Below are 23,031 nucleotides of genomic sequence, written 5' to 3' on the forward strand. Positions count from 1 at the left end.
CCATCTGCCGCCGTTGCGACGCAGCGTAATCGTAGGCGCCGATCGGACGGCAGTAAAGATTTCAACTAGAGATAGCCCATTCGCCGGAGTCGGCTTAATACAACCGAGACTCTGCGTCGCGGAAAAGGCTCCGGGGATCGCAGGACGTGCGTGCCGGTTAGCGCACCGCGATCAGCGCGACCGCTGTCGCTACGACGAGTGCCGACGTTGTGACAGCAAGGGTTGGGTTAAGAGATTTCGGGGTCCCCGGACGGCGCAGTGCTCGTTCACGGAACGCTCCCGCGGCGAGGAAGGTGATCACCATGGCACCCGCGAACGCGACCGGGACGACCGTCGTTCCCCAGCCTCGCCGGGCCGCGCTGTGCAAGAGCAGGAGTGTGCAGGCAGTAGCCGCGAGCGCGGTCCGGCGCCAGGCCAGCCCGGTCCGTTCCGCTTGCGCTCCGTGATCGCCGGCGTTCACGAGAAGACCACCAGTGCCGCGGCCGTCAGTGTGATCGCGAGGATTCCGGCGCTCAGCAGGATCAGCATCCCGCTCTTCGGCAGGGGCCGCCCCGCGCGCATCGCGGCCTGCACCTGCCGCCAGCGCGGATACGCGCTCGCCGCGAGCACGGCGGCCAGTACGACGCACATTCCCGCGAGGACGGTGCTCAGCGTGCTCGGGTCGGGAACCAGCTGATGGACGGCGACGCCGCCCGCGAGCAGGCCCAGCGCCGTCCGGAGCCAGGCGAGGAACGTCCGTTCGTTGGCGAGCGTGAATCGGTAGTCGGGTTCCGAACCGCCGTCGTGCGGTCCGTTGATCTCTGCCACGCGGCGAAGCCTAGGCGCTCCGGCGCGCGAAGACCCACCAGCGAAGGACCGCGAAGCGCGCGATGCCGCCCACGACGCTGGCCGCGAGCAGGGCGCCTGTCTGCTCGAGCGCGGTCGGCTCGGTGATCACCGCGTCGAGGGACGCGAGCACGATCGAGCCGTACACGGCGTAGAACGCGAAGGTCACCAGGTCCTGGAAGTGCCGCTTGCCCGCATTGCTCTTGCGGCCGGCGAAGGTGACCCGGCGATGGAACTCGGTGTTTCCCACGGTGGTGACCGCGAGCGCGACCAGATTGGCCACCTGGGCACCGAGGATCGACTGGAGGAAAAGGAACAGCACGGCTTGCAGGCCGGTGGCGGCCACTCCGGCGACGACGTACCAAGCGGCGTGGTTGCCGAGTTCGTGGTGTCGTTCCGGCGCGCGCCGGATGATCCGGTGCCCTGGCGCCCACCTGGTGGTGGTCATACCGACGACGCTACTCCTTGCTTCACAAACTTGTGAAGCTAATGAACTACCTGAGAAACTGTGATCCCCGCGACAGCGTCGCTGTTTGGCCTGCGAATACGCCGGGTAAGCCACAGGAGCCGGGTCGAGTACAGCACGCCCCGGCCGACGTCCGACCAGGAGGGAGCGGCCGATGAACGACCGTGAGAGCGCGGAGCCGGAAACGCTGGATCCCACCGAGGCGCTCGACGAGGACGAACTCCGCGTCGATCCGCTCGAAGAAGGTGTAGAGCCGCCCGAGCACTGGAGTGGGGCCGACCGGTTCGGGACCACCCCCGCGGAAATCCGCGAAGGGGAGTCGCACGCCATGCGGCTGGCCGAGGAGGTGCCCGACGTCGGCGAAAAATGATCTTCACTCAGACGGCAGGCCGTGCCGGAACCCCCTAGCGTGGTCCGTCAAGTGCAAGACCGCGACGAAGGAAGGGCAGAGATGCTGACAGTCACCGAAGCCGCCGCCGAGGCGATCACGGCACTGACCGGGCAGGAGAACGGCCAAGACGGAGGCGGGCTGCGGTTCGCGATGCACTCCCAGCAGGGGGACAGCCCCCAGCTCGCGGTTTCCGTCGCCCCCGAACCCGAAAGCGGCGACAAGGTGCTCGGCGCCGACGGCGGCCCGAAGGTGTTCCTGGAGCCGGAAGCGGCCGCGTTGCTCGACGACAAGGTGCTCGACGTCCAGCAGGACGAAACCGGCGAAGTCGCCTTCGCCGTACTTCCGCAGGCTCAGCCTCAGCCTGGCAGCTGAGCCCGGCGGATTCACGGTTTGCCGAGCAGGCTCGCCCTCCGACGATGATGTCGCGAAAGCCACTTTCGGGACGTCCGACGTCGCGAAAGTGGCTTTCGCGACGCCTGAACAGCTGCCGCTAGCCGCGGGCCCAGGCGCGGACCAGTTCACCGGCGCGCTCGCGCAGCAGTTCCGCCGCGTGCGCACGCGCGTGGTCGAGCGAGGGCGCGTGATCGATCAGGGCGGCGCTGCCCACCACCCCGAGGCCGGCGAGCTGGCTCTGGTCCAGCTGGATCCGTCCGGCCAGCACCATCAGCGGCACCGCGTGTTCCTGTGCGCGGGCCGCGATGCCCGCCGGGGCCTTGCCGTCGAGACTTTGTTCGTCCAGCGATCCCTCGCCGGTGATGACCAGGTCGGCGCGTTCGATGGCGTCGGCGACGCCGGTGAGCCCGGCGATGAGCTGGAAACCGGATTCGACGCTCGCGCCGAGTCCCGCGATCGCGCCCGCGGCGACTCCGCCGCCCGCCCCCGCGCCGGCAAGGTCCGAGACGTCCTGGGCCCCGGCGTTCCGCAGCGCCTGTGCCCAGCGGGACAGGGCCTCGTCCAGCTGCTCGACCTCGCGCGGGCCCGCGCCCTTCTGCGGGCCGAAGACCGCGGCCGCGCCACGGGGGCCGAGCAACGGGTTCGTCACGTCGGTGGCGACGGCGACCTCGACGGAGCCGAGCCTGTCCCGCACCGGGCCGAGTTCGGCGAGCGCGACGCGGGCCAGCGTGCCGCCGCCGAGCCCGACCGGCGCGCCGAACGCGTCGAAGACCCCGGCGCCCAACGCCGCCAGCATCCCGGCGCCGCCGTCGGTGCTCGCCGTCCCGCCGACGGTCAGCACCAGTCGCCGCGCGCCGTTGTCGAGCGCGTGCGCGAGAAGTTCGCCGACACCCCAGGTGTGCGCGGTGAGCGCCACCTCCGGGCTCGGCTCGACGAACTCGATCCCGCACGCGCGGGCCGATTCGATGTAGGCCGTTCCGCCGAGGGTCACGTAGCGCGCGTCGACGGTTTCGTCGAGCGGCCCGCGGACCGGGAGTTCCACCAGCCGGCCGCCCGCCGCGACGAGGACGTCGAGCGTTCCTTCGCCGCCGTCGGCGACCGGGCAGGAGGAGACCTCGGCCTCGGGCAGCGCGTCGCGGACGCCGTGGGCGATCGCCTCCGCGGCCTCGACCGCGGTCAAGCTTCCCTTGAACTTGTCGGGCGCGATGACCACACGAGTCATGGAAGAACCTCCGTCAGCGGGTTCCCGCCGGCGAGCACCGACGCGACGTTTTCGGCCGCGAGCACGGCCATGGCAGTTCGGGTTTCGACCGTCGCCGATCCGAGGTGAGGCGTCAAGACGACGTTTTCGCGGTCCAGCAGGCGCGGCTCGACCTCGGGTTCGGCTTCGAACACGTCGAGTGCCGCTCCGGCGATCTCCCCGGCTTCGAGCGCGTCCGCCAGCGCGGCTTCGTGCACGACGGGACCGCGCGTGGTGTTGATCAGGTACGCGCCCGGTTTCATCGACCTCAGCGCGGCAGCGTCGATGAGGTGCCGGGTTTCGGGCGTCAGGGGGCAGTGCAGCGAAACGACGTCGGAGCTTTCCAGCAGTTCGCCGAAGGGGACGTACTTCGCGCCCAAGGTCTTCTCGACGTCCTCGGCGGCCCGCGACCGTCCTGAGTAGACGATCCGCATACCGAAACCGAGCGCCCGCCGCGCGACCGCCTGCCCGATCTGGCCCAGCCCGACGATCCCGAGCGTCTTGTCCTGCAGGGAGGAGCCGAGCAGGAAACCCAGATGGAACGACCACGGGGTGCGCGAGCGGATCAGCCGTTCGCCCTCGCCGAGCCGCCGCGTGACCGCGAGGATCAGCCCGAACGCCAGATCCGCGGTGGCGTCGGTGAGCACGCCGGGGGTGTTGGTGACGGTGATCCCGCGTCCGGCCAGCGCCGGCACGTCGATGTTGTCGTAGCCGACGGCCACGTTCGCCACGACCCGCAGCTCGGGGCCCGCCGCGTCGGCGACCTCGCCGTCGATCCGGTCGTGCAGCATCCCGACGATCGCGGACGCGCCCCGCACGAACTCGCGCAGTTCGTCCGGCGTCAGCGGCCGGTCGGCGCGTGACAGTTTCACTTCCCCGGCTTCGGCGAGCACTTTCAGCGCTTCGTCGGGGATCCACCGGGTCACCGCGATCGTCGAGGTCACATGCTCAGCCTAGTGGGCTGCGGTTGGTATCCCAAACGTGAGAATCCCCGGAGTGAGGGAGGCGCTTCCCCTACGCGGGTGATCAGAGTAGCTCGGCGACCTTCTTCGCCGTCTCCTTCGCGGATCCCGGATTCTGGCCGGTGACGAGATTGCCGTCGACCACCGCGTAGGAGACGAAGGGCAGCTTCGCCTTCTCATAGAGCGCGCCGCGCTTCTTCATCTCTTCTTCGGCGTTGTACGGCACGAGCTTGTCCACCTTCGCGAGGACTTCCTCGCGCCAGGCGAAGCCGGTGACCTTGCGTCCCGCCACGAGGTGGGAGCCGTCGGACAAGGTGGTGTTCAGCAGCCCGCAGTAGCCGTGGCAGACGGAGGCGACGATGCCGCCGCGTTCGAAGATCTCCCGGGTGATCCGCTGCAGGCCTTCGCTGTCGGGAAAGTCGTACATCACCGCGTGGCCGCCGGTGAAGTAGATCGCGTCGAAGTCCGCCGGGTCGATGTCCCCGGGGGCGGCGGTGTTCTCCAGGAGCGCCATCCGTTCGGGGTCGGCGTGCCAGGCCTTGGCGGTCTTGTCGAAGTTGGGGAACTTCAGTGACCGGGGTTCGAGCGGGGATCGTCCGCCCTGAGGGCTGACGATCGTCTGCTCGAAGCCTCGATCGGCGAAGACGTGGTAGGCGTGGGTGAGCTCGGAAAGCCACAGGCCGGTGGGATGGGACGGATCGTCGTAGTGACCGACGTTGGTGACGACGTTCAGCACGCGCTTGGTCATTTGCGGACCTCCAGGTTCCGGACGGAGGTGGGGACCGGCAGATGGAGGGCGAGCTGGCCCTCGGTCATCACTTCGAAACGGATCGGCTTGTGCGGGTCGAGCGAGCGGACGTCGTCGGAGAGACGGCCCTCGCCGAGCCGGAGATCGACGCCGCGCGGGAACGACGCGCTTCCGGCGGAGAGGACGTTCGTCTGGCTCAGCGTCGCATGCCACGCGTCCCCGATGGTGGTGTACGAGGTGAGGCTCGAGACCTGCTCGCCGGATTCGTGTGCCGTCTGGCGGGGTGTGGCAGCGGAAAGGGTGAGGTCGGTCTCGCCGTGGTCGTTCGCCACGCGCGCTTCGACGCGTTCGGTGTCGATATCGACGTCGAGGCTCGTCACCCACTTCGGGAAGCCGTAGCCGTTGTGACCGCGGACCTGGGCGATCTCGCTGCTGACCGGCAGGGACAGCACGTAAGAGTGAAGATGCTCGTTTTTGAGGCCGGTCACGAGGTCGAAGAACCCGAGCCGTCCGTGCCGGGCGGGCCGGACCGCGATTCCCACGGCGGCCTCGGTGTAGAAGTCGATGTCGCAGACGTCGTACCGGAACAGCATCACCGACACCAGCCCGAGGCCGGGCGCGACCTCGAGCGGCGACAGCTCCTCGGGGAGGCGGCGCCGGATCGCCCGGGAGGGCGCCGTCATCGTCAGCCGGGCCGTCGCGATCCGGTAGTAGAAGTTGGGGGTCAGCGTCGGGCCGATCGGTGAATCGACTCGCGTCTTGGGAAGCCGCCGGAAGAAGCCGACGCCGCTCACGCGCGGGTCGGCGGCGACGATGTCGAGGTCGGAATCCATGCGATAGCGGTCGTACAGGCCGCCTTTCGGGACGTCGACCGAGCGTCCGCCCAGGTCGACGGTGACCGTTTCCCGCGCCATCGGACCTCCTGATGTTTACAATGCTTACATTCCAGAGCCTAGGGCTCGATGTAAGCACTGTCAACACTGGTTAGCGCGGATGTGCCGCCAGGATCGCGGCGAAGGCGGCGCGGACGCGGTCGGCGACGTCGTCGTCCGAGTCCGCCGGGAGCTTGCCGTCCAGGAACAGGTACGCCAGCCCGTGGGCCAGCGCCCAGCCCGCCGAGGCGAGCGCTTCCGAGGCGGGCTCCGAGAACACTCGTGTCATCGCCAGTCGCAGGAGGTCGTGGATGTCCGCCGCGGCCTGGACGCGCTCCTCGCTTCCCGTGTCGCAGGCGTTGCCGAACATCAGCCGGAAGAGGGCTGGGCGGCGCAGGGCGAACTCGACGTAGGTGACCGCGAGTTCGGCCAGATCCGCGGCCGACGCCGGGAGTTCGCGTCCCTTTGTGAGGTCCTCCTTCAGGTCGCGCAAGCCTTGCGCGGCCAAAGCCGACTCCAGGGCGTCCCTGTCGGCGAAGTGCCGGTACGGCGCCGTCGCTGATACGCCGGCTTCGCGTGCGACGGCGCGCAGGGAGAACGACTCGCCGGCTTCGAGCATGCGCATCGCCGTGGCCAGCAGGGACGCTCTCAGGTCGCCGTGATGGTAGCCACTCTTCGTCGATGTTGACACTGCTTACATCTCCTTCCTATGCTCATGTGAGCAATGTAAACATACCGCGTTCAGGGGCAGTGATGTCATCCGCAGCCGAGAAAACCTCGTCGCCGGTCTTCGAGCCGCTCACCCTCCCCAATGGCTCGACCGTGCCGAATCGGCTGGTCAAAGCCGCGATGGAGGAGAGCATGGCGACCAGGGGACAGTTGCCGGGCAAGGCCTTGTTCGAGCTGTATCGCCGGTGGGGTCATGGCGGAGCCGGCCTGCTCATCACCGGCAATGTCATGGTCCACGCGGAGGCGCTCACCGGTCCGGCCGGTGTCGTCCTCGACGCGGACTCGCCGCTGGAACCGTTCCGCCGGTGGGCGTCGGCCGCGAAGAGCGGCGGTGCGCGGGTATGGATGCAGATCAACCATCCCGGCCGTCAAGTTCGGGCGGGCATGCCCGGCGTGGCCTGGGGTCCGTCGGCCATTCGTGTGGATGTGGGCAAGAACAGCAAGCGGTTCGCCGAGCCGGTCGAGATGTCCGCGCGGCGGATCGAGGAGACCGTGGCGCGGTTCGCCGAGACCGCCCGCCGCGCCGAGGAGGCCGGATTCGACGGCGTCGAGATCCACGCGGCGCACGGCTATCTGCTCTCGCAGTTCCTTTCCCCGCTGGCCAACCGCCGGGAAGATCGGTGGGGTGGAAGCCTCGAGAACCGGGCCAGGCTCCTGCTCGACGTCGTCCGCGCGGTCCGCGCCGTCGTGGCGCCCGGGTTCGCCGTCGCCGTCAAGCTCAACTCCGCCGACTTCCAGCGTGGCGGCTTCGACGCCGACGACGCCGCGTCGGTCATCGCGATGCTCGCGCCGCTCGGCGTCGATCTGGTCGAACTGTCGGGTGGCAGTTACGAGAGCCCGGCGATGACCGGGCAATCCGGCGACGACCGCACCCGGGCGCGAGAGGCCTACTTCCTGACCCTCGCCGAACAACTCGTGCGGACCAGTGCGCTGCCGCTGATGCTGACCGGTGGCGTGGTCCGCAGGCCGGTCGCGGAAGAGGTGCTGGCGAGCGGTGTCGAACTGGTCGGCATGGGCAGCGCGCTGGCCGTCGATCCCGGGCTGCCCGCGAGGTGGCGGCACGACGCGGACGCCAAGGTGGAGCTCGAGCCGGTCCGGATCGGGGACAAGGCCGTCGCGTCCGCCGCGAGCATGGCCCGCGTCCGGCGGCAGCTGCGGCGCCTCGGCGCGGGACGTCGGACCAAGCCCGGCATCGATCCGAAACTGGCGCTGGTCGTGGAAACGGTGCAGCAGGCCATCGCGCTTCGCCGCTACCGCAGCTGGCTGAGCGGTCGCACCGCCTGATCGGGATTCACCGGGTCGGAAGCAGTGCCCAGACCGGGCCGGCTGTGCTATGTTCATATGAAGAACATGTGTGCGCGATACGAACAAGCCGGGAGTGGGGATGGCGGAGCTGCTGTCGTTGAAGGAGGCCGTGGCGCGGCTGGTGCGCGACGGGGACACCGTCGCGCTCGAGGGCTTCACGCACCTCATCCCGGTCGCCGCGGGCCATGAGATCATCCGTCAGCGCCGCACCGGCCTGACGCTGGTCCGCATGACCCCCGACATCGTCTACGACCAGCTCATCGGCGCGGGCTGCGCGAGCAAGCTGATCTTCTCGTGGGGCGGTAATCCCGGTGTCGGCTCGCTGCACCGCTTCCGTGACGCGGTCCAGCACGCTTGGCCGGTGCCACTGGAAATAGAGGAACACAGTCACGCCGGCATGGCGAATCGCTACGTCGCCGGCGCCTCGGGCCTGCCGTTCGCGGTCCTGCGCGGCTACACCGGCACCGATCTCCCCGCGCAGACCGACACGATCAAGCCCATCACCTGCCCGTTCACCGGTGAGTGGCTCGCCGCCGTCCCCGCGCTCAACCCGGACGTGACGATCGTGCACGCCCAGCGGGCCGACAGGTCCGGCAACGTCCAGATCTGGGGTATCACGGGCGTCCAGAAGGAGGCGGTGCTCGCGGCGAAGCGCTCGCTGGTCACCGTCGAGGAGATCGTGGACGAGCTGGAGCCCCGGCCGGGCGCGATCGTGCTGCCGTCGTGGGCGGTCACCGCCGTCGCCGAGGTTCCCGGCGGCGCGAAACCGTCGTACGCGGCGGGGTACTACGAACGGGACAACGACGCCTACCAGGCATGGGACGAGATCGGCCGGGACAGGGAGAGCTTCACCCACTGGCTCGACGAGCTGACGGGAGTGAAGGCATGACCGAGTACACCTCCGACGAGATGATGAGCGTCGCCGCCGCTCGCGCCCTCGGCGACGGGATGTCCTGTTTCGTGGGCATCGGCCTGCCCAGTACGGCCGCCAACCTCGCCCGCCGCGGGCACGCGCCGAACCTCACGCTGATCTACGAATCCGGCTGCCTCGGCGCCAAACCGACCAGGCTCCCGCTGTCCATCGGCGACGGCGAACTCGCCGACACCGCGGACGCCGTGGTCAGCGTCCCCGAGGTCTTCAACTACTGGCTCCAGCCCGGCCGGATCGACGTCGGCTTCCTCGGCGCCGCCCAGCTGGACAAGTTCGGCAACATCAACACCACCGTCATCGGCCCTGACTACGCCAACCCCAAGGTGCGCCTCCCCGGAGCGGGCGGCGCGCCGGAGATCGCCGCTTCCTGCCGCGAGGTGTTCGTGGTGCTCAGGCAGAGCATCCGCACCTTCGTCGAGAAGGTCGACTTCGTGACCTCGTTCGGTCACGGCACCGGCAAGGGCGACCGTGAACGCCTCGGCCTCCCCGGCGCCGGGCCGACGCTGGTGGTCACCGACCTCGGCCTGCTGCGGCCCGACCCGGAGACCGCCGAGCTCACCCTCACCGAACTGCACCCCGGCGTCGAGGTCGATCAGGTCGTCGAGGCGACCGGGTGGAAACTGAAGGTGTCCGGCGACCTGGCGACCACCCCGGCGCCGACCGAGGCAGAACTCCGCATCCTCCGAGACCTCACAAGGGCGAGCGCATGACCGACGTCTTCCTGTTCGACGCCATCCGTACCCCGTTCGGCAAATACGGCGGCGCCCTGTCCGGGGTCCGCCCGGACGACCTCGCCGCCACCGTGCTGCGGGCGCTGGCCGAACGCAACGACCTCGACCCGGCCACCGTCGACGAGATCGTGCTCGGCGACGCCAACGGCGCCGGCGAGGACAACCGCAACGTCGCGCGGATGGCGGCGCTGCTGGCCGGCTGGCCGACCACGGTGCCGGGCGCCACGGTCAACCGGTTGTGCGGCTCCGGCCTCGACGCGGTCATGCAGGCCAGCCGGTCGGTCCAGGTCGGCGACGCCTCGCTCGCCGTCGCCGGCGGGGTGGAATCGATGAGCCGTTCGCCGCTGGTCATGCAGAAGCCGGAGAAGGCCTTCCCGGCGGGCAATCAGACGCTGTACTCCACCGCGCTGGGCTGGCGCATGGTCAACCCGAAGATGCCCGAACAGTGGACGGTGTCGCTCGGCGAGTCCACCGAACAGCTCGCCGAGCGCTACGGCATCGGCCGCGACGAGCAGGACGCGTTCGCCGTCCGCAGTCACGTCAACGCCGCCCGCGCCTGGGACGAGGGGTTCTACGACGACCACGTCGTCCCCGTCGAGGGCGTCGAACTCACTCGCGACGAAGGCATCCGGCCGGAGTCCAGCCCGGAGAAGCTCGCCAAGCTCAAGCCCGTCTTCCGTCCACAAGGGACGGTCACGGCCGCGAACGCGTCGCCGCTGAACGACGGAGCCTCCGCCCTGCTGCTCGGTGACGAGACGGCGGGGAAACGGCTCGGCAAGGCGCCACTCGCCCGGATCGCCGGCCGTGGCGCGGCGGGCGTCGACCCCGACGTCTTCGGCATCGGCCCGGTGCGCGCGGCCGAGATCGCACTGGAACGGGCCGGGATCGGCTGGGAAGACCTGGCGGCCGTCGAACTGAACGAGGCCTTCGCCGCGCAGTCGCTGGCCTGCCTGCGGGACTGGTCGAAGCTCGACCCGGAGATCGTCAACGTGAACGGCGGCGCGATCGCGATCGGGCATCCGCTGGGCGCCTCCGGCGGCCGCATCCTCGGCACCCTGGCCCATCACCTGCGCCGCACCGGTGGCCGATGGGGGCTGGCGGCCATCTGCATCGGCGTCGGCCAGGGGCTGGCCGTCGTCCTCGAAGCCCAGTGATCCACTGACCCGCGCTGGAGGGAACAGCATGTCCGCACCCGCAGAACTGAGGCTCCCGCGCTACCGGCGCGATCCGGAGGGCACGCATCCGCCGCTCGACTACGCCGGTTACCGGTCGACGGCGTTGCGGCACCCCCAGCAGCCGCTGATCGTGCTCCCGCATCTGCTGACCGAGGTCACCGGGCCGGCGCTGGGGCAGGGGCGGATCGGCGAGTTCGACAACGACCTCACCAAAGGGCACGCGGGGGAGCCGCAAGGCCAGCGCATCATCGTCACCGGGCGGCTGCTCGACGGCGACGGCCGGCCGATCCGGGATTCGCTCGTGGAGATCTGGCAGGCGAACGCGGGCGGCCGGTACCGGCACACCGGCGACCGCTGGCCGTCGCCGCTCGACCCGAACTTCGACGGCGCGGGCCGGACGCTCACCGACTCCGAAGGGCGCTACACCTTCACCACCATCAAACCGGGCGCGTACCCGTGGAAGAACCACGACAACGCCTGGCGGCCGGCGCACATCCACTTCTCCGTATTCGGCACCGCGTTCACCCAGCGGCTGGTCACCCAGATGTACTTCCCGGAAGACCCGCTGTTCTCGCAGGACCCGATCTTCAACTCCATCCCGGACGAGAAGGCGCGGCAACGGATGATCGCCCGCTTCGACCTCGACCGCACGGAAGCCGAGTGGGCTTTGGCCTTCCAGTTCGACATCGTCGTGCGCGGCCGCGAGGCTTCGGTCTTCGAAGACGAGGAGGACGAGCACTGATGCCGGAGACGACGCCTTCCCAGACCGTCGGCCCGTACCTGTCCATCGGCCTGCCCTGGCCGGACGGGCCGGACGTCGTTCCCGCGGACGAACCGGCCGCGATCCGCGTCCACGGCCGTGTCCTCGACGGTGCGGGCGAACCGGTTCCGGACGCGATGATCGAGACGTGGCAGGCCGACGCCGACGGCCGGTTCGACCACCCCGACGACCCACGCGGAGCGGTCGCGAGCGGGTTCCGGGGTTTCGGCCGCTGTCCCACCGATCCGGGCGGCAACTACGAGATCCGGACGATCATGCCCGGGCCGCTGCCCGGTCCGGCGGGCAGCACGCAGGCGCCGCACATCGACGTCTCGGTGCTCGCCCGCGGACTCCTGCACCGGGTGGTCACCCGGATCTACTTCGAGGACAACGACAACTCCGGGGATCCGGTGCTGGCCTCGGTCCCGGAAGCCCGCCGGCGCACCTTGGTCGCCACCAGGACCGGCGACGGCTACCGGTTCGACATCCGGTTGCAGGGCGAGGGCGAGACGGTGTTCTTCGATGTCTGAGCCGGTGAAGGTGCACAGTTCGGTAGAAGTGCACAGTTCGGTAAAAGTGCACAGCGTCGCGGCAGGGCCCGAGGACGGCCCTGTCGTGGTGTTCAGCGGATCGCTCGGCAGCGACCACCGCATGTGGGAACCGCAGGTGAAACCGTTGGTGGAACAGGGTTTCCGGGTGATCCGCTACGACACCCGCGGGCACGGCGCCTCCCCGGTCCCGCCGGGGCCGTACACGCTCGCGGATCTCGGCGGTGATCTGCTCGCGCTGCTCGACGAGCACGATGCCGAACGCGCCCACGTCGTCGGCCTCTCACTCGGCGGGATGACCGGGATGTGGCTGGGCGTGAACGCGCCGGACCGGATCCGGAGCCTCGTGCTGTGCTGCACGTCCGCGAAGCTCGGGCCGCCGAGTATGTGGGCGGACAGGGCGAAGACGGTCCGGGAGAACGGCACCGCCGCGATCGCCGAAGCCGCGGTCGGCCGCTGGCTGACCGCCGGTCACGCCGTCGCCCACCCCGAGCAGGCCGGATACCTGCGCGAGATGATCGCGAGCGTTCCCGCCGAGGGGTACGCGGCGTCCTGCCAGGCCATCGAACAAATGGACCTCGTCGACGACCTGCCCAAGATCGCGGCGCGGACACTGGTCATCGCCGGGGCCGAGGATCCGGCCACCCCGGCCGAGCACGCCGAGGTGATCGCGGGCGGCATCCCGGACGCGCGGCTGGAGGTCGTCGAAGGCGCCGCGCATCTGGGGAGTTTCGAACAGCCGGAGCGGTTCACCGCGTTGATCCTCGAACACCTGGAGGCCGCCCGATGACCGATGACACCTACGAGACCGGCATGAAGGTGCGCCGCGAAGTCCTCGGGGACGCGCACGTCGACCGGGCGGTCGCCCGCACCACCGAGTTCAGCCGCCCGTTCCAGGACTACATCACCAAGGGAGCCTGGGGATCGGTCTGGTCGCGTGACGGGCTCGACCGCAAGACCCGCAGCTGCGTCACCCTGGCCGCGCTCACCGCGCTGCACGCCCACGACGAGCTCGCGATGCACGTCCGCGCCGCCGTCCACAATGGACTCACCGCGCAGGAGATCTCCGAGGTCCTGCTCCACACCGCCGTCTACACGGGTGCCCCGGCCGCCAACACCGCGTTCGCCGTCGCCCAGCGGGTACTGGCCGAACTCGGTGAGCCTGCCGCCCAGGAAGAAGGTGAGAGTTAGGGTTCTCATATGGACGAAGGCGAGGTCACCGAGCGCGGAGCGCATCATGTCCAGTCGCTCGAGCGCGGGCTGGCGGTGATCAAGGCGTTCAACGCGGACGCGGCGGAACTCACGCTGAGCGACGTCGCCCGGTCCACCGGGCTGACCAGGGCGGCCGCCCGCCGGTTCCTGCTCACCCTCGTCGACCTCGGGTACGTGCGCACCGACGGCAAGTACTTCTCGCTGACCGCGCGGGTCCTCGAACTCGGCTACTCGTATCTGTCGAGCCTGTCGCTGCCGGAGGTCGCCCAGCCGCATCTTGAACGGCTCTCCGCCGAGGTGCACGAGTCGAGTTCGGTCTCCGTGCTCGAAGGCATGGACATCGTCTACGTCGCACGCGTGGCCGTTTCGCGGATCATGACCGTGAGCATCAACGTCGGCACCCGATTCCCGGCTCACGCGACCTCGATGGGACACGTACTGCTGGCCGGCCTCGAGGACGCCGACCTGCGGAACTACCTCGCCGGGGCGAAGCTCGACAAGCTCACCGCGCGCACCAAAAGCCGGCCGGAGGAACTGCTCGCCGAACTGATCAGGGTCCACGAGCAGGGCTACGCGATGGTCGACCAGGAACTCGAAGAGGGCCTCCGCTCGATCGCCGCGCCGATCCGCGACCGGAACGGCAAGGCCGTGGCCGCGGTCAACCTCTCCACTCACGCCAGCCGCACCACACGCGAGTCGGTCGAACAGGAACTGCTGCCGCCCCTGCTCGCGGCGGCGCGCGCCATCGAGACCGATCTGGCGTCGGCGCCGCCGTCCAAAGCCCGGCATGGTTGAGCCTATCGGCGGAGCTGAGGATGAACTCGGGAAACGGACCCACCGCGTGAACCCGCCCGGCCGAAGGCCCCGCTATCGCGGTGGCGGGGCGCCCTTGCCGTCGAAGGTGAGGGGTCAGACCAGGTCTCGCCCTGCCGACGCGATCGCGGACGCGGGTTCACCATCGGACACTGAGCTCGCCGGGTTGCTGCTCGCGGCGGGGGCCGGGCGCCGCTTCGGCGGGCCGAAGGCGCTGGCCGTCCTCGACGGCGAGCCGTTCGTCGTCCGGGCGCTGCGGGTGCTCACCGACGCGGGCTGCGCGCCGGTCCGGGTGGTACTGGGTGCCTCGGCAGCGGAAGTCCGCGCGCTCCTGCCCGATCCCGAAGCCGCCGTTGTGGCCGAGGACTGGGAATCCGGAATGGGCGCGTCACTGCGGGCGGGCCTGAGCGCGCTCACCGGAACCGGCGCCGAAGCCGCTGTCGTGCATCTCGTGGACCTGCCCGGGGTCGGCGCCGAAGTGGTCCGCCGGGTCGCCGCCGGGGCAGGTGAGGACACGGTCGCGCGTGCCGCCTACGAAGGCGTTCCCGGTCATCCCGTCGTGCTCGGCCGCCGCTGGTGGCCGGAGATCGTGGCGAGCGCCTCCGGGGACAAGGGTGCCCGAGACTGGCTCAAGGGACGCCAGGACCTGCGGCTCGTCGAATGCGGCGACCTCGGCACCGGCCACGACGTGGACCGCCGCGACGATCTTCCCGGCTGAACCGGGTAGCGGCGCGGCGAGTTCAGGCGCCGATTCCGGACGTCGCGAAAGCCACTTTCGCGACGCCTGGCGTCCTGAAAGTGGCTTTCGCGACACCGTCGAGACGGCGTTAGCGGGTGACTTCGGCCGGGGCCGGGGTCGCACCGCGAGGATCTTCCAGGCCGATCTCCGGCTCGGCGAGGCTTACGATCGGCAAGTGACCGTCGAATCGCCCGAGAAGCTGGCCGAAGCCCTCGAATCGGTCGGCTATCTCGCCGACGACGGCATCGCCACGGCCGGGTTCCTCGCCGTGGCACTCGGCCGCCCGCTGTTCTGCGAGGGCGAGCCGGGTACCGGCAAGACCTCGCTCGCCTTGGGACTGGCCGAAGCGCTCGGCATACCGCTCATCCGGCTCCAGTGTCACGAGGGGATCGACGCGGCGCAGGCGCTGTACGAATGGGACTTTCCCCGTCAGCTGCTGCATTTGCGGGCGCTGGAAGCCTCCGGTGACGGCGGCCTCGACGTCGAGGCCGCCGAACAGTCCCTCTACACCGAACGTTTCCTGCTGGCCCGGCCGCTGCTGAAGGCGTTGCAGACCGCGCCGTGCGTGCTGCTGGTCGACGAGATCGACCGGGCGGACGACGAGTTCGAAGCCTTCCTGCTGCAACTCCTCGACGAGAACGCGGTGACGATCCCCGAGTTCGGCGAGGTGCGTGCCGAACATCCGCCGCTCGTGGTGCTCACCTCCAACCGGACGCGGGAGGTGCACGACGCGCTGAAGCGCCGCTGTCTCTATCACTGGCTCGAACATCCGGACCTCGTCCGTGAGATCGAGATCCTGCGCCGCAAGATCCCGGGCCTTGGCGAAGCGCTCGCCGCGCAGGTCGCGACGGCGGTGCAGCGGCTTCGCACGATGGAGTTGCTGAAGCCGCCCGGCGTGGCGGAATCCCTCGACTGGGCTCAGGCGCTCCTCGCCCTCGGAATGTCCGAATTGGACGCCGCGGCCGCCGCGCGGACGCTCGGCTCGGTGCTCAAGTACAGCGAAGACCTCGCCCGTGTCCGGGCCAAGCTGGACAACCTGCTCGCCTGAGCGTCAGCGGCGCCGCAACGAAGCGTCGAGCAGGGAAGGCGGGGTGTCGTGCTTCTCCTCCGGGGCGAGATCGGTGCCCGGGGCGACGATCTCGTCGATCGCGTCGAGGACGTCGGCTGAAAGCACCGTGTCCGCGGCGGCGAGCTGAGACTCCAGGTGCTCCAGTGTGCGGGGCCCGATGATCGCGCTCGTCACGCCCGGATGCGCGACGACGAAGCCGAGCGCGAGCTGGATGAGGCTCAACCCCGCCTGGTCGGCGACCTTGACGAGCCGCTCGACGGCTTCCAGCCGGGCCCGGTTGCCGGGCAGGGACAGATCGAAACGGTGCGGCAGCACCGCGGAACGATTCGTGCTGATCTCGCGGCCTTCCCGGACCGCGCCGGACAGCCAGCCGGACGCCAGCGGGCTCCACGCCAGCACGCCCATCCCGTATTCCTCGGTCACGGGCAGCACATGGATTTCGATCCCGCGCTGCAGGATCGAATAGCTCGGCTGCTCGGTGACGTACCGGCTCAGCCGGTGTTCGCGGGCGGCCCACTGGGCCTGCACGATGCGGTACGCCGGGAACGTCGACGAACCGAAGTAGCGGATCTTCCCCGCGCGCTGCAGATCGGTCAGCGCCGAGAGCGTTTCCTCGTCGCCGGTCTTCGGGTCCCAGCGGTGGATCTGGTAGAGATCGACGTGGTCGACATCGAGGCGGCGCAGGCTGTTGTCCAGTTCGGTGACCAGCCAGCGTCGTGAAGCGCCCTGATGGTTGCGCTCGTCGCCCATCGGCATGCTCGCCTTCGTGGCCAGCACGACGTCTTCGCGGCGGCCCGCGATGGCCTTCCCGACCATCTTCTCCGACTCGCCGTCGCTGTACATGTCGGCGGTGTCGATGAGGTTGATCCCGGCAGCCAGCGCGGCGTCGACGAGGGTGGCGGCCTCGTCCTGGGTGGTGCGCCCGATCGCGCCGAAGTTCATCGCGCCCAGCGCGAGGGTGCTGACCTGCACACCGGTCCTGCCCAAGGTGCGGTACTGCATGACGATGTCCTCCATGGCAAGATGAGCAAGCGGAACCTTGCTCCGCTAACCATACGGAGCAGCGTTCCGTTTGGCAACCCCGGCTCGGCGGTGGAGGAGTGGCGTGATGGCTCAAGAAGGCACCAAGGCCAAACGCGCGGATGCCCGGCGCAACGAGAAGACGTTGCTCGACGCGGCCGCCGCCGTCTTCGTCACCTCGGGGGTCGAGGCGCCGGTTCGCGACATCGCGGCCAAGGCGGGCGTCGGGATGGGCACGATCTACCGGCATTTCCCGACCAGGGCCGACCTCATCATCGCCGTCTACCGGCACCAGGTCGACGCGTGCGCCGAAGCCGGGCCGGAACTGCTGGCGTCGAGCGATTCCCCGTACGAGGCGTTGCGGCGCTGGATCGACCTCTTCGTCGATTTCCTGGTCACCAAACACGGCCTCGCGGCGGTCCTGCAGTCCGACAACGCCGGATTCGAGACGCTGCACGCCTACTTTCTCGACACTCTCTTGCCGGTGTGCGCCCGGTTGCTCGACGCCGCCGCGGAGGCGGGCGAGATCCGCTCCGATCTGGAGGCGCTCGAAGTGATGCGCGGCGTCGGGAACCTCTGCATCGGCGCCGAAAGCGATCCGCGCTACAACGCGCGCAAAATGGTCGGTGTCCTCATCGCGGGCCTTAGGACCTAGGTCCCCTTCGCAGCCGAACACGTGGTAATGGTCCACGAGGCAGGCTAAAACTCGACTATGGAACGTACGCAGTGTTGTGTGGTGGGGGGCGGTCCGGCGGGGATGGTGCTCGGACTCCTGTTGGCGCGAGCCGGGGTCGAGGTCACCGTTCTCGAAAAGCACAAGGATTTCTTCCGCGATTTCCGCGGCGACACGGTGCATCCGCCGACGCTGATGCTGCTCGACGAACTCGGCCTCGGCGAGCGGTTCGCGGAACTGCCGTCGAAACGGCTGGAGAAGATGCGGATGCGCATCGGCGACAGGACTATCGTCGCCGCCGATTTCAGCCGCGTTCCCGGGCGGCACAAGTACATCGCCATGGTCCCGCAATGGGATTTCCTGAACCTGCTCGCCGAAGCCGCGGCGGGGGAACCGGCGTTCACCCTGCGGATGGGGGCCGAGGTGCTCGGCCTGCGCGACGGAGGCGGCGTGCGCTACCGCGATTCCGATGGTGAGGAGCGGGAACTCGCCGCGCCGCTCGTGGTCGGCTGCGACGGCCGGGATTCCTTGATCCGCGCGGAAGCGGGACTCGTGCCGAAGGAGTACGAGGTGCCGATGGACGTCTGGTGGGTCCGGGTGCCCAAACTCGAAGACACCGGCAAAGAGGCCCAGGTGTTCGGCCGGTTCGAGGGCGGGCTCGCCGGCGTGACCATGGACCGCGGCGACTACTTCCAGACCTCGTACCTGATCCGGAAGGGGCAGGACGCCGCGCGGCGGGCCGAAGGGATCGACGAGTTCCGTGCCCGCATCGGCGGCCTGTTCGGCTGGAACGACGAGCAGGTGAGCGAGATCCGCGACTGGGACGACGTCAAACTGCTGAAGGTCCGGATGTCGAAGCTCCCGCACTGGTACTCCGGCCGGGTGCTCTGCATCGGCGACGCCGCGCACGCGATGTCGCCGGTCGGCGGGATGGGTGTCAACATCGCGGTGCAGGACGCCGTGGCGGCCGCCCGGATCCTCGCCGCCCCGCTGCTGCGCGGCACGCTGACCGCGCGGGATCTCGCCCGCGTGCAGCGCCGCCGGTCGGTGGCCGTCACGCTCGCCCAGAAGCAGCAACTGGTGGAGCACAAGATGCTCATCGAGCCCGCCCTCGACGGGACCCTGAACGAGCGGACCGTGCCGCTGCCGCTCCGGATTTCGGACCGCTTCCCGCAGCTCACCGCCTTCGGGGCCTTCATGGGCGGCATCGGCCCCCTACGCGAGAAGACCCCGGTCTTCGCCCGCCGCTGACCCCGCGATTCGGCACCTGATTGCGGTACTTGCACGCGCAAGTACCGCAACCAGGTGCCGAATCGCGCGCACAATGGAGGAGTGAGCGACCCACTGGCGGGCTTCGTCGGCTTCGCGGAGGCATTGCGCGAAGCCGGTTTGCCGTGCGACGCGCACCGAGTGCAGGCGTACCTCGGGGCCGTCGACGCGATCGACCTCGCCGATCCCGAGCAGCTCTACTGGGCCGGACGGCTTACGTTGTGCGCCGACCCCGACGACCTTCCGCGCTACGACGCCGCGTTCGACGGCTGGTTCACCGAAAAGGAACCCGGACCACGACGGCGAGGCAGGGAAGCGGCCCCGAAGCGGGCCAGGATCGCCAGCCTCGCGCAGGCGCCGGGACAGGGCGAGTCCGGCGCGGAGCCCGACGAACTCCGCGTGGCGGCGAGTGACGAAGAGATCCTGCGCCATCGCGACCTCGCCCAACTGAGCGTCGCCGAACGCGCTCACCTCCGGGAACTGCTCGCGAAACTGCGCCCGGCCCTCCCGTTGCGGTCTTCGCCCCGCCGTCGCGCCGCCCGGCGGGGCACTCTCGATCCGTCGCGCACGCTCCGGGCGATGCTGGCAGGCGGCGGCGAGCCCGTGCGCCTGGCGTACCGGCGGAAGGGCGTCAAACCACGCCGCGTCGTCTTCCTGATCGACGTCTCCGGCTCCATGGGGCCGTACGCCGACTCCCTGTTGCGGTTCGCGCACGTCGTGGCGCGGCGCGCTCCGGGCCGGGTCGAGGTGTTCACCCTGGGCACCCGGCTCACCAGGGTGTCCCGTCAGCTCCGGCTGCGCGATCCCGAGCACGCCATGCTCGCCGCGGCCGCCGCGGTCCCCGATTTCGCGGGCGGGACCAGGCTCGGCGAGACCCTGCGGGCGTTCCTCGACCGCTGGGGACAACGCGGCGTGGCCAGGCGGTCCGTGGTCACCGTGTTCTCGGACGGCTGGGAGCGGGGCGACCCCGGCCTGCTCGGCGAGCAGCTCGCCAGGCTGCGGCGGCTCGCGCACGTCGTATTCTGGGTGAATCCGCACGCGGGGCGGGCGGGTTACGCTCCCGTGCAGTCCGGCATCGTGGCCGCGCTCCCGTACCTCGATCGGCTGCTCGCCGGGCACAGCTTGGCCACATTGGAACGACTGCTGGTGGAGATCGCCGATGCGTGACGTACTGGACGAACTGCACCGCCGCTGGGCGGCAGGCGAGACGGTGGGGGTCGGCACCGTGGTGGCGACGTTCTCGTCGGCGCCGCGGAGCCCGGGGGCGGCGATGCTCGTGGCCCCGGACGGCACGGTCACCGGCAGCGTCTCCGGCGGCTGCGTCGAAGGCGCCGTCTACGAACTCGCGCAGCAGGTGGTCGCCGACCGCGCGCCCGTGTTGCAGCGCTACGGCGTCAGCGACGACGACGCGTTCGCCGTCGGGCTGACCTGCGGCGGGATCATCGACATCTACGTCCAGCACATCGACCGCGACTCGATGCCGGAGCTCGGCGATGTCGTCGAATCGGTCCACAGTGGACAGCCGGTCGCCGTGGTCACGGTGACCGAGCACGAACGGGAGGGCCTGGTCGGCGAGCATCTGATCGTCTGGCCGGACCGGGTCGCCGGTTCGCTCGGTTCGTCGCGAATGGACGACGCCGTCGTCGACGACGCGCGCGGCATGCTCGCCGGCGGCCGCACCGGAACCCTGCACTACGGGCCGGACGGGCAGCGCCGAGGCGAAGGGATGACGGTCTTCGTCAACTCCTTCGAACCGCCCGCGCGCCTGCTGGTCTTCGGCGCGATCGACTTCGCGGCCGCGATGGCGAAGATGGGCGCGTACCTCGGCTACCAGGTCACGGTCTGCGACGCGCGGCCCGTGTTCGCGACGAAGAGCCGGTTCCCCGACGCGCACGAGGTCGTCGTCGACTGGCCGCATCGCTATCTCGAGGCAGAAGCCGGCGCGGGCCGGATCGACGGCCGGACCGCGATCGCCGTGCTCACCCACGACCCGAAGTTCGACGTGCCGTTGCTGGAGGTCGCGTTGCGCCTCGACGTCGGCTACGTCGGCGCGATGGGTTCGCGCAAGACCCACGACGACCGGTTCGCGCGGCTGCGCGAGGCCGGGGTCACCGAGGCGGAACTCGGACGGCTGTCCTCGCCGATCGGCCTCGACCTCGGCGCACGGACCCCCGAGGAGACCGCGGTGTCGATCGCGGCGGAGATCATCGCGCTGCGGTGGAGCGGTTCGGGCTCGCGGCTCGCCGAACTCAGCGGCCGGATCCACGGCTGACGCCGGGCACCGGCACCGACTGGCTCGACTTGACCACCTCGAAGGCGGGCAGCGTCTCGAACCGTTTGACGTGCTGGTCGAACAGCTTCCTGGACAGGTACCGGCTCGCCTTGAGGTCCGGGCTGAGCAGGACGACGACGTAGTCCCACTGTCCGACGATGCTGTAGCAGTGCTGGACGCGACGCTCGGCCAGCATCCGCTTGCGGAAGGCCGTGTGGTGCTTCTCGTCGTCGTCGGTCAGCGCCACCAGGACGACCGACGTCATCCCCGCGCCGAGCGCGTCCGGATCGAGCACGGCGACCTCGGCGCGGATCACGCCCGTGGCGCGCAGCCGGGTCAGCCGTCGCTGGACCGCGCTGGGGGAGAGGCCGACGGCATCACCCAGGTCGTGCAGGGGACGCGCGGCGTCGGCCTGGACGAGGTCGAGCAGCAGGTGGTCGATCTCGTCGAGAGGCACGCAAGATTTTTGCACGCGAGCGGGAAAACTTACAATCGCCATGATCGGCTCCCGGCCTAGCTTGAGCGTCATGGACCTGAAGCTGGACAACGTCGCCGATGCGGCGAAGGTGATCGATCCCGTTTTCCTGAATTCCCCGCAGTACAGCGACGAACAGCTGAACGAACGGCTCGGCAGAAACGTGCTGGTGAAGATCGAGACGCTGAATCCGTTGCGCAGCTTCAAAGGCCGGGGCGCGGACTACTTCGCGGCCGGGCTGGAGCCGGGCACCACGATGGTGTGCGGCACCAGCGGCAACTTCGGGCAGGCCGTCGCGTTCGCCGCCCGTAAACGCGGTCTGCGGGCCGAGGTGTTCGTCCCCGCCGACATCTCCCCGGTCAAACTGCGGCGGATGAAGACCCTGGGCGCGCGGGTGCGCCGGGTCGACGGCGAGGCGAAGGTCGCCGCGGCCATCTTCGCCGCCGAAGCCCCGGATCGCGTCTTCGTGGTCGACGGCCGCGAGCCGGCGATCCCCGAAGGGGCGGGCACGATCGGACTGGAACTGGCGGAAGCGGGCGCCATCGACACGGTGGTGCTGCCGGTCGGCGACGGCGCGCTGATCGCCGGCGTCGCGCTCTGGCTCAAGGCACAGAAGCCGGACGTCCGGATCGTCGGTGTCGGGACGACCTCGGCGCAGGCGATGGCGACGAGCTGGCGGGCCGGTGAGCCGGTCACCGTCGACCGGGTGAACTCGTTCGCCGGTGGCATCTCGATCCGCTCCCCGCAACCCGAATCCGTCCGGCGCCTGCGCTCGCTCGTGGACGACTTCGTACTGGTCGAGGACGACGACCTGCGCGCGGCCATGCGGCTGGGCGCGGAAACCCTCGGCGTCCTCCCGGAACCGGCGGGGGCCGCGGGCCTGGCCGCGCTGACCGTGCACGACCTCCCCGGCGACCGGGTCGCCACCGTGGTCACCGGGGCGAACGCCCCCTGGCCTCCGGAATGGTGAGGACGACCTTCGCTGCAGTGATGAAGGGAGAGGGGAGGATTCGGGACGTCCAACGTCCCGAATTCTCCATCGTCGGCCTTCGGACTGGTCCGGCATAGGTAAGCGAATGTCGGTCCGCGCTCACCGACCTCGCCGGTCGCCTGATCACGCGGTCCGGTTGGTCGTGAGTGGTGATTCGGGTTCTGGCGAGCCTCTGCTTAGGTACCTACTGTGTGACCTGCGACGTTTCTTGCGTGATGCCGGGTTTGAAGTACATGAAGGACGCCTTCCTGTACTTAGGCGCAAGGATGGGGTCCTTCATGTACTGGGGGTGCGCGTGAAGGCCCCCTTCCCTGCTCTTCGGCGCTTCCCACGGCCCGGCGTCGAACTCCTATGTCGTGGAGGGGCCCCGTTCTGATGGGTAGGGGGGAAAAGGGGCCCTAAAACAAAACAAAAAGATATCA

Annotated in this window: 28 protein-coding genes; 18 read left to right on the forward strand and 10 right to left on the reverse strand. The window is 69.6% G+C overall.

The features are described 5' to 3' along the window. Window positions 1-157: 157 nt before the first annotated feature. Genes ACIHAO_RS39125 through ACIHAO_RS39135 form a run of 3 tightly spaced genes read right to left on the reverse strand, consistent with a single transcriptional unit; the run spans window position 158 to window position 1,273 of the window. Window positions 158-460 carry a DUF202 domain-containing protein gene (locus tag ACIHAO_RS39125; RefSeq protein WP_396566719.1) on the reverse strand — a complete coding sequence of 101 codons (303 nt, stop codon included), beginning with the start codon at window positions 458-460 and terminating at the stop codon, window positions 158-160. Then, the gene (locus tag ACIHAO_RS39130; protein WP_125792636.1) at window positions 457-807 is read right to left on the reverse strand and encodes a YidH family protein; all 351 of its coding nucleotides are present in this window, start codon (window positions 805-807) and stop codon (window positions 457-459) included. Before ACIHAO_RS39130 ends, ACIHAO_RS39125 begins: the two co-directional genes overlap by 4 nt. A 10-nt stretch (window positions 808-817) precedes the next feature. Continuing rightward, window positions 818-1,273: a GtrA family protein gene (locus ACIHAO_RS39135; RefSeq protein ID WP_396566721.1), complete on the reverse strand. Its 456-nt coding sequence runs from the start codon at window positions 1,271-1,273 to the stop codon at window positions 818-820. 172 nt (window positions 1,274-1,445) lie between these two features. On the opposite strand from ACIHAO_RS39135, the gene ACIHAO_RS39140 reads away from it, so the two are divergent. Continuing rightward, window positions 1,446-1,661, forward strand: coding sequence for a hypothetical protein (locus ACIHAO_RS39140; protein ID WP_396566723.1), 216 nt, complete (start codon window positions 1,446-1,448; stop codon window positions 1,659-1,661). Between the two features lie 81 nt (window positions 1,662-1,742). Continuing rightward, window positions 1,743-2,054 (forward strand): hypothetical protein, encoded by a 312-nt coding sequence (locus ACIHAO_RS39145; RefSeq protein WP_005153325.1) that lies wholly within the window; start codon window positions 1,743-1,745, stop codon window positions 2,052-2,054. Between the two features lie 118 nt (window positions 2,055-2,172). On the opposite strand, the gene ACIHAO_RS39150 is transcribed toward ACIHAO_RS39145, so the two are convergent. From ACIHAO_RS39150 to ACIHAO_RS39170, 5 genes are all read right to left on the reverse strand, one after another. Further along, window positions 2,173-3,297, reverse strand: coding sequence for a glycerate kinase (locus tag ACIHAO_RS39150; protein WP_396566725.1), 1,125 nt, complete (start codon window positions 3,295-3,297; stop codon window positions 2,173-2,175). Then, window positions 3,294-4,259, reverse strand: coding sequence for a 2-hydroxyacid dehydrogenase (locus ACIHAO_RS39155; RefSeq protein WP_396566727.1), 966 nt, complete (start codon window positions 4,257-4,259; stop codon window positions 3,294-3,296). The genes ACIHAO_RS39150 and ACIHAO_RS39155 overlap by 4 nt, the downstream gene beginning before the upstream one ends. Before the next feature lie 82 nt (window positions 4,260-4,341). Continuing rightward, the gene (locus tag ACIHAO_RS39160) at window positions 4,342-5,025 is read right to left on the reverse strand and encodes a type 1 glutamine amidotransferase domain-containing protein (protein ID WP_396566729.1); all 684 of its coding nucleotides are present in this window, start codon (window positions 5,023-5,025) and stop codon (window positions 4,342-4,344) included. After that, window positions 5,022-5,939 carry an acetoacetate decarboxylase family protein gene (locus ACIHAO_RS39165; protein WP_396566731.1) on the reverse strand — a complete coding sequence of 306 codons (918 nt, stop codon included), beginning with the start codon at window positions 5,937-5,939 and terminating at the stop codon, window positions 5,022-5,024. The genes ACIHAO_RS39160 and ACIHAO_RS39165 overlap by 4 nt, the downstream gene beginning before the upstream one ends. 70 nt (window positions 5,940-6,009) lie before the next feature. After that, window positions 6,010-6,588, reverse strand: a complete 579-nt coding sequence (locus ACIHAO_RS39170) for a TetR/AcrR family transcriptional regulator (protein WP_396566733.1) — start codon at window positions 6,586-6,588, stop codon at window positions 6,010-6,012. A 62-nt stretch (window positions 6,589-6,650) separates the two neighbouring features. Between ACIHAO_RS39170 and ACIHAO_RS39175 the strand changes: the two genes are divergently transcribed. The 11 genes from ACIHAO_RS39175 (at window position 6,651) to ACIHAO_RS39225 (ending at window position 15,888) form a co-directional block, all read left to right on the forward strand. Further along, window positions 6,651-7,910, forward strand: a complete 1,260-nt coding sequence (locus ACIHAO_RS39175; protein ID WP_396566734.1) for an NADH:flavin oxidoreductase/NADH oxidase family protein — start codon at window positions 6,651-6,653, stop codon at window positions 7,908-7,910. Window positions 7,911-8,010: 100 nt separating this feature from the next. After that, entirely contained in the window at window positions 8,011-8,820 is an 810-nt protein-coding gene (locus ACIHAO_RS39180; protein WP_396566736.1) for a CoA transferase subunit A, read from the forward strand. After that, window positions 8,817-9,572, forward strand: a complete 756-nt coding sequence (locus tag ACIHAO_RS39185) for a CoA-transferase subunit beta (protein WP_396566741.1) — start codon at window positions 8,817-8,819, stop codon at window positions 9,570-9,572. The genes ACIHAO_RS39180 and ACIHAO_RS39185 overlap by 4 nt, the downstream gene beginning before the upstream one ends. Next, the gene (locus tag ACIHAO_RS39190; RefSeq protein WP_396566743.1) at window positions 9,569-10,747 is read left to right on the forward strand and encodes a thiolase family protein; all 1,179 of its coding nucleotides are present in this window, start codon (window positions 9,569-9,571) and stop codon (window positions 10,745-10,747) included. Before ACIHAO_RS39185 ends, ACIHAO_RS39190 begins: the two co-directional genes overlap by 4 nt. 28 nt (window positions 10,748-10,775) lie before the next feature. Continuing rightward, complete coding sequence (pcaH, locus tag ACIHAO_RS39195) at window positions 10,776-11,510, forward strand: protocatechuate 3,4-dioxygenase subunit beta (protein WP_396566745.1); 735 nt, start codon at window positions 10,776-10,778, stop codon at window positions 11,508-11,510. Next, the gene (pcaG, locus tag ACIHAO_RS39200) at window positions 11,510-12,058 is read left to right on the forward strand and encodes a protocatechuate 3,4-dioxygenase subunit alpha (RefSeq protein WP_396566747.1); all 549 of its coding nucleotides are present in this window, start codon (window positions 11,510-11,512) and stop codon (window positions 12,056-12,058) included. The genes pcaH and pcaG overlap by 1 nt, the downstream gene beginning before the upstream one ends. Continuing rightward, window positions 12,051-12,866 carry a 3-oxoadipate enol-lactonase gene (gene pcaD / locus ACIHAO_RS39205; RefSeq protein ID WP_396566749.1) on the forward strand — a complete coding sequence of 272 codons (816 nt, stop codon included), beginning with the start codon at window positions 12,051-12,053 and terminating at the stop codon, window positions 12,864-12,866. The genes pcaG and pcaD overlap by 8 nt, the downstream gene beginning before the upstream one ends. Then, window positions 12,863-13,267, forward strand: coding sequence for a 4-carboxymuconolactone decarboxylase (gene pcaC / locus ACIHAO_RS39210; RefSeq protein WP_396566751.1), 405 nt, complete (start codon window positions 12,863-12,865; stop codon window positions 13,265-13,267). The genes pcaD and pcaC overlap by 4 nt, the downstream gene beginning before the upstream one ends. 9 nt (window positions 13,268-13,276) lie before the next feature. Beyond that, window positions 13,277-14,083: an IclR family transcriptional regulator C-terminal domain-containing protein gene (locus ACIHAO_RS39215; RefSeq protein WP_396566753.1), complete on the forward strand. Its 807-nt coding sequence runs from the start codon at window positions 13,277-13,279 to the stop codon at window positions 14,081-14,083. Window positions 14,084-14,225: 142 nt separating this feature from the next. Beyond that, entirely contained in the window at window positions 14,226-14,819 is a 594-nt protein-coding gene (locus ACIHAO_RS39220) for an NTP transferase domain-containing protein (protein WP_396566771.1), read from the forward strand. A gap of 196 nt (window positions 14,820-15,015) precedes the next feature. Next, complete coding sequence (locus tag ACIHAO_RS39225; protein WP_396566755.1) at window positions 15,016-15,888, forward strand: AAA family ATPase; 873 nt, start codon at window positions 15,016-15,018, stop codon at window positions 15,886-15,888. A gap of 3 nt (window positions 15,889-15,891) precedes the next feature. On the opposite strand, the gene ACIHAO_RS39230 is transcribed toward ACIHAO_RS39225, so the two are convergent. Beyond that, the gene (locus ACIHAO_RS39230; RefSeq protein ID WP_396566773.1) at window positions 15,892-16,911 is read right to left on the reverse strand and encodes an aldo/keto reductase; all 1,020 of its coding nucleotides are present in this window, start codon (window positions 16,909-16,911) and stop codon (window positions 15,892-15,894) included. 106 nt (window positions 16,912-17,017) lie between these two features. Between ACIHAO_RS39230 and ACIHAO_RS39235 the strand changes: the two genes are divergently transcribed. The 4 genes from ACIHAO_RS39235 (at window position 17,018) to ACIHAO_RS39250 (ending at window position 21,143) form a co-directional block, all read left to right on the forward strand. Next, window positions 17,018-17,584, forward strand: a complete 567-nt coding sequence (locus tag ACIHAO_RS39235) for a TetR/AcrR family transcriptional regulator (protein ID WP_396566757.1) — start codon at window positions 17,018-17,020, stop codon at window positions 17,582-17,584. Between the two features lie 57 nt (window positions 17,585-17,641). After that, window positions 17,642-18,853, forward strand: a complete 1,212-nt coding sequence (locus tag ACIHAO_RS39240) for an FAD-dependent oxidoreductase (protein ID WP_396566759.1) — start codon at window positions 17,642-17,644, stop codon at window positions 18,851-18,853. Between the two features lie 81 nt (window positions 18,854-18,934). Continuing rightward, complete coding sequence (locus tag ACIHAO_RS39245; RefSeq protein WP_396566761.1) at window positions 18,935-20,038, forward strand: VWA domain-containing protein; 1,104 nt, start codon at window positions 18,935-18,937, stop codon at window positions 20,036-20,038. Continuing rightward, entirely contained in the window at window positions 20,031-21,143 is a 1,113-nt protein-coding gene (locus ACIHAO_RS39250) for an XdhC family protein (protein ID WP_396566763.1), read from the forward strand. Before ACIHAO_RS39245 ends, ACIHAO_RS39250 begins: the two co-directional genes overlap by 8 nt. On the opposite strand, the gene ACIHAO_RS39255 is transcribed toward ACIHAO_RS39250, so the two are convergent. Further along, on the reverse strand, window positions 21,121-21,600 hold the full coding sequence (locus ACIHAO_RS39255) for an Lrp/AsnC family transcriptional regulator (RefSeq protein WP_396566765.1): 480 nt from the start codon (window positions 21,598-21,600) through the stop codon (window positions 21,121-21,123). The genes ACIHAO_RS39250 and ACIHAO_RS39255 overlap by 23 nt on opposite strands. A gap of 70 nt (window positions 21,601-21,670) precedes the next feature. On the opposite strand from ACIHAO_RS39255, the gene ACIHAO_RS39260 reads away from it, so the two are divergent. Beyond that, window positions 21,671-22,588: a threonine/serine dehydratase gene (locus tag ACIHAO_RS39260; RefSeq protein ID WP_396566767.1), complete on the forward strand. Its 918-nt coding sequence runs from the start codon at window positions 21,671-21,673 to the stop codon at window positions 22,586-22,588. Window positions 22,589-23,031: the final 443 nt, after the last annotated feature.

It is taken from the genome of Amycolatopsis sp. NPDC052450, assembly GCF_044547565.1.
Taxonomy (GTDB): Bacteria; Actinomycetota; Actinomycetes; order Mycobacteriales; family Pseudonocardiaceae; genus Amycolatopsis.

Excerpts from the sequence above, each read along its gene's own strand:
- ACIHAO_RS39160 (WP_396566729.1), bottom strand. The coding sequence starts at position 5,025 with ATGACCAAGCGCGTGCTGAACGTCGTCACCAACGTCGGTCACTACGAC.
- ACIHAO_RS39140 (WP_396566723.1), top strand. The coding sequence starts at position 1,446 with ATGAACGACCGTGAGAGCGCGGAGCCGGAAACGCTGGATCCCACCGAG.
- ACIHAO_RS39190 (WP_396566743.1), top strand. The coding sequence starts at position 9,569 with ATGACCGACGTCTTCCTGTTCGACGCCATCCGTACCCCGTTCGGCAAA.
- ACIHAO_RS39185 (WP_396566741.1), top strand. The coding sequence starts at position 8,817 with ATGACCGAGTACACCTCCGACGAGATGATGAGCGTCGCCGCCGCTCGC.
- ACIHAO_RS39230 (WP_396566773.1), bottom strand. The coding sequence starts at position 16,911 with ATGCAGTACCGCACCTTGGGCAGGACCGGTGTGCAGGTCAGCACCCTC.
- pcaD (WP_396566749.1), top strand. The coding sequence starts at position 12,051 with ATGTCTGAGCCGGTGAAGGTGCACAGTTCGGTAGAAGTGCACAGTTCG.
- ACIHAO_RS39260 (WP_396566767.1), top strand. The coding sequence starts at position 21,671 with ATGGACCTGAAGCTGGACAACGTCGCCGATGCGGCGAAGGTGATCGAT.
- ACIHAO_RS39215 (WP_396566753.1), top strand. The coding sequence starts at position 13,277 with ATGGACGAAGGCGAGGTCACCGAGCGCGGAGCGCATCATGTCCAGTCG.
- ACIHAO_RS39175 (WP_396566734.1), top strand. The coding sequence starts at position 6,651 with ATGTCATCCGCAGCCGAGAAAACCTCGTCGCCGGTCTTCGAGCCGCTC.
- ACIHAO_RS39145 (WP_005153325.1), top strand. The coding sequence starts at position 1,743 with ATGCTGACAGTCACCGAAGCCGCCGCCGAGGCGATCACGGCACTGACC.
- ACIHAO_RS39240 (WP_396566759.1), top strand. The coding sequence starts at position 17,642 with ATGGAACGTACGCAGTGTTGTGTGGTGGGGGGCGGTCCGGCGGGGATG.
- ACIHAO_RS39135 (WP_396566721.1), bottom strand. The coding sequence starts at position 1,273 with ATGACCACCACCAGGTGGGCGCCAGGGCACCGGATCATCCGGCGCGCG.
- ACIHAO_RS39250 (WP_396566763.1), top strand. The coding sequence starts at position 20,031 with ATGCGTGACGTACTGGACGAACTGCACCGCCGCTGGGCGGCAGGCGAG.
- ACIHAO_RS39165 (WP_396566731.1), bottom strand. The coding sequence starts at position 5,939 with ATGGCGCGGGAAACGGTCACCGTCGACCTGGGCGGACGCTCGGTCGAC.
- pcaC (WP_396566751.1), top strand. The coding sequence starts at position 12,863 with ATGACCGATGACACCTACGAGACCGGCATGAAGGTGCGCCGCGAAGTC.
- ACIHAO_RS39180 (WP_396566736.1), top strand. The coding sequence starts at position 8,011 with ATGGCGGAGCTGCTGTCGTTGAAGGAGGCCGTGGCGCGGCTGGTGCGC.
- pcaG (WP_396566747.1), top strand. The coding sequence starts at position 11,510 with ATGCCGGAGACGACGCCTTCCCAGACCGTCGGCCCGTACCTGTCCATC.
- ACIHAO_RS39150 (WP_396566725.1), bottom strand. The coding sequence starts at position 3,297 with ATGACTCGTGTGGTCATCGCGCCCGACAAGTTCAAGGGAAGCTTGACC.
- ACIHAO_RS39235 (WP_396566757.1), top strand. The coding sequence starts at position 17,018 with ATGGCTCAAGAAGGCACCAAGGCCAAACGCGCGGATGCCCGGCGCAAC.
- pcaH (WP_396566745.1), top strand. The coding sequence starts at position 10,776 with ATGTCCGCACCCGCAGAACTGAGGCTCCCGCGCTACCGGCGCGATCCG.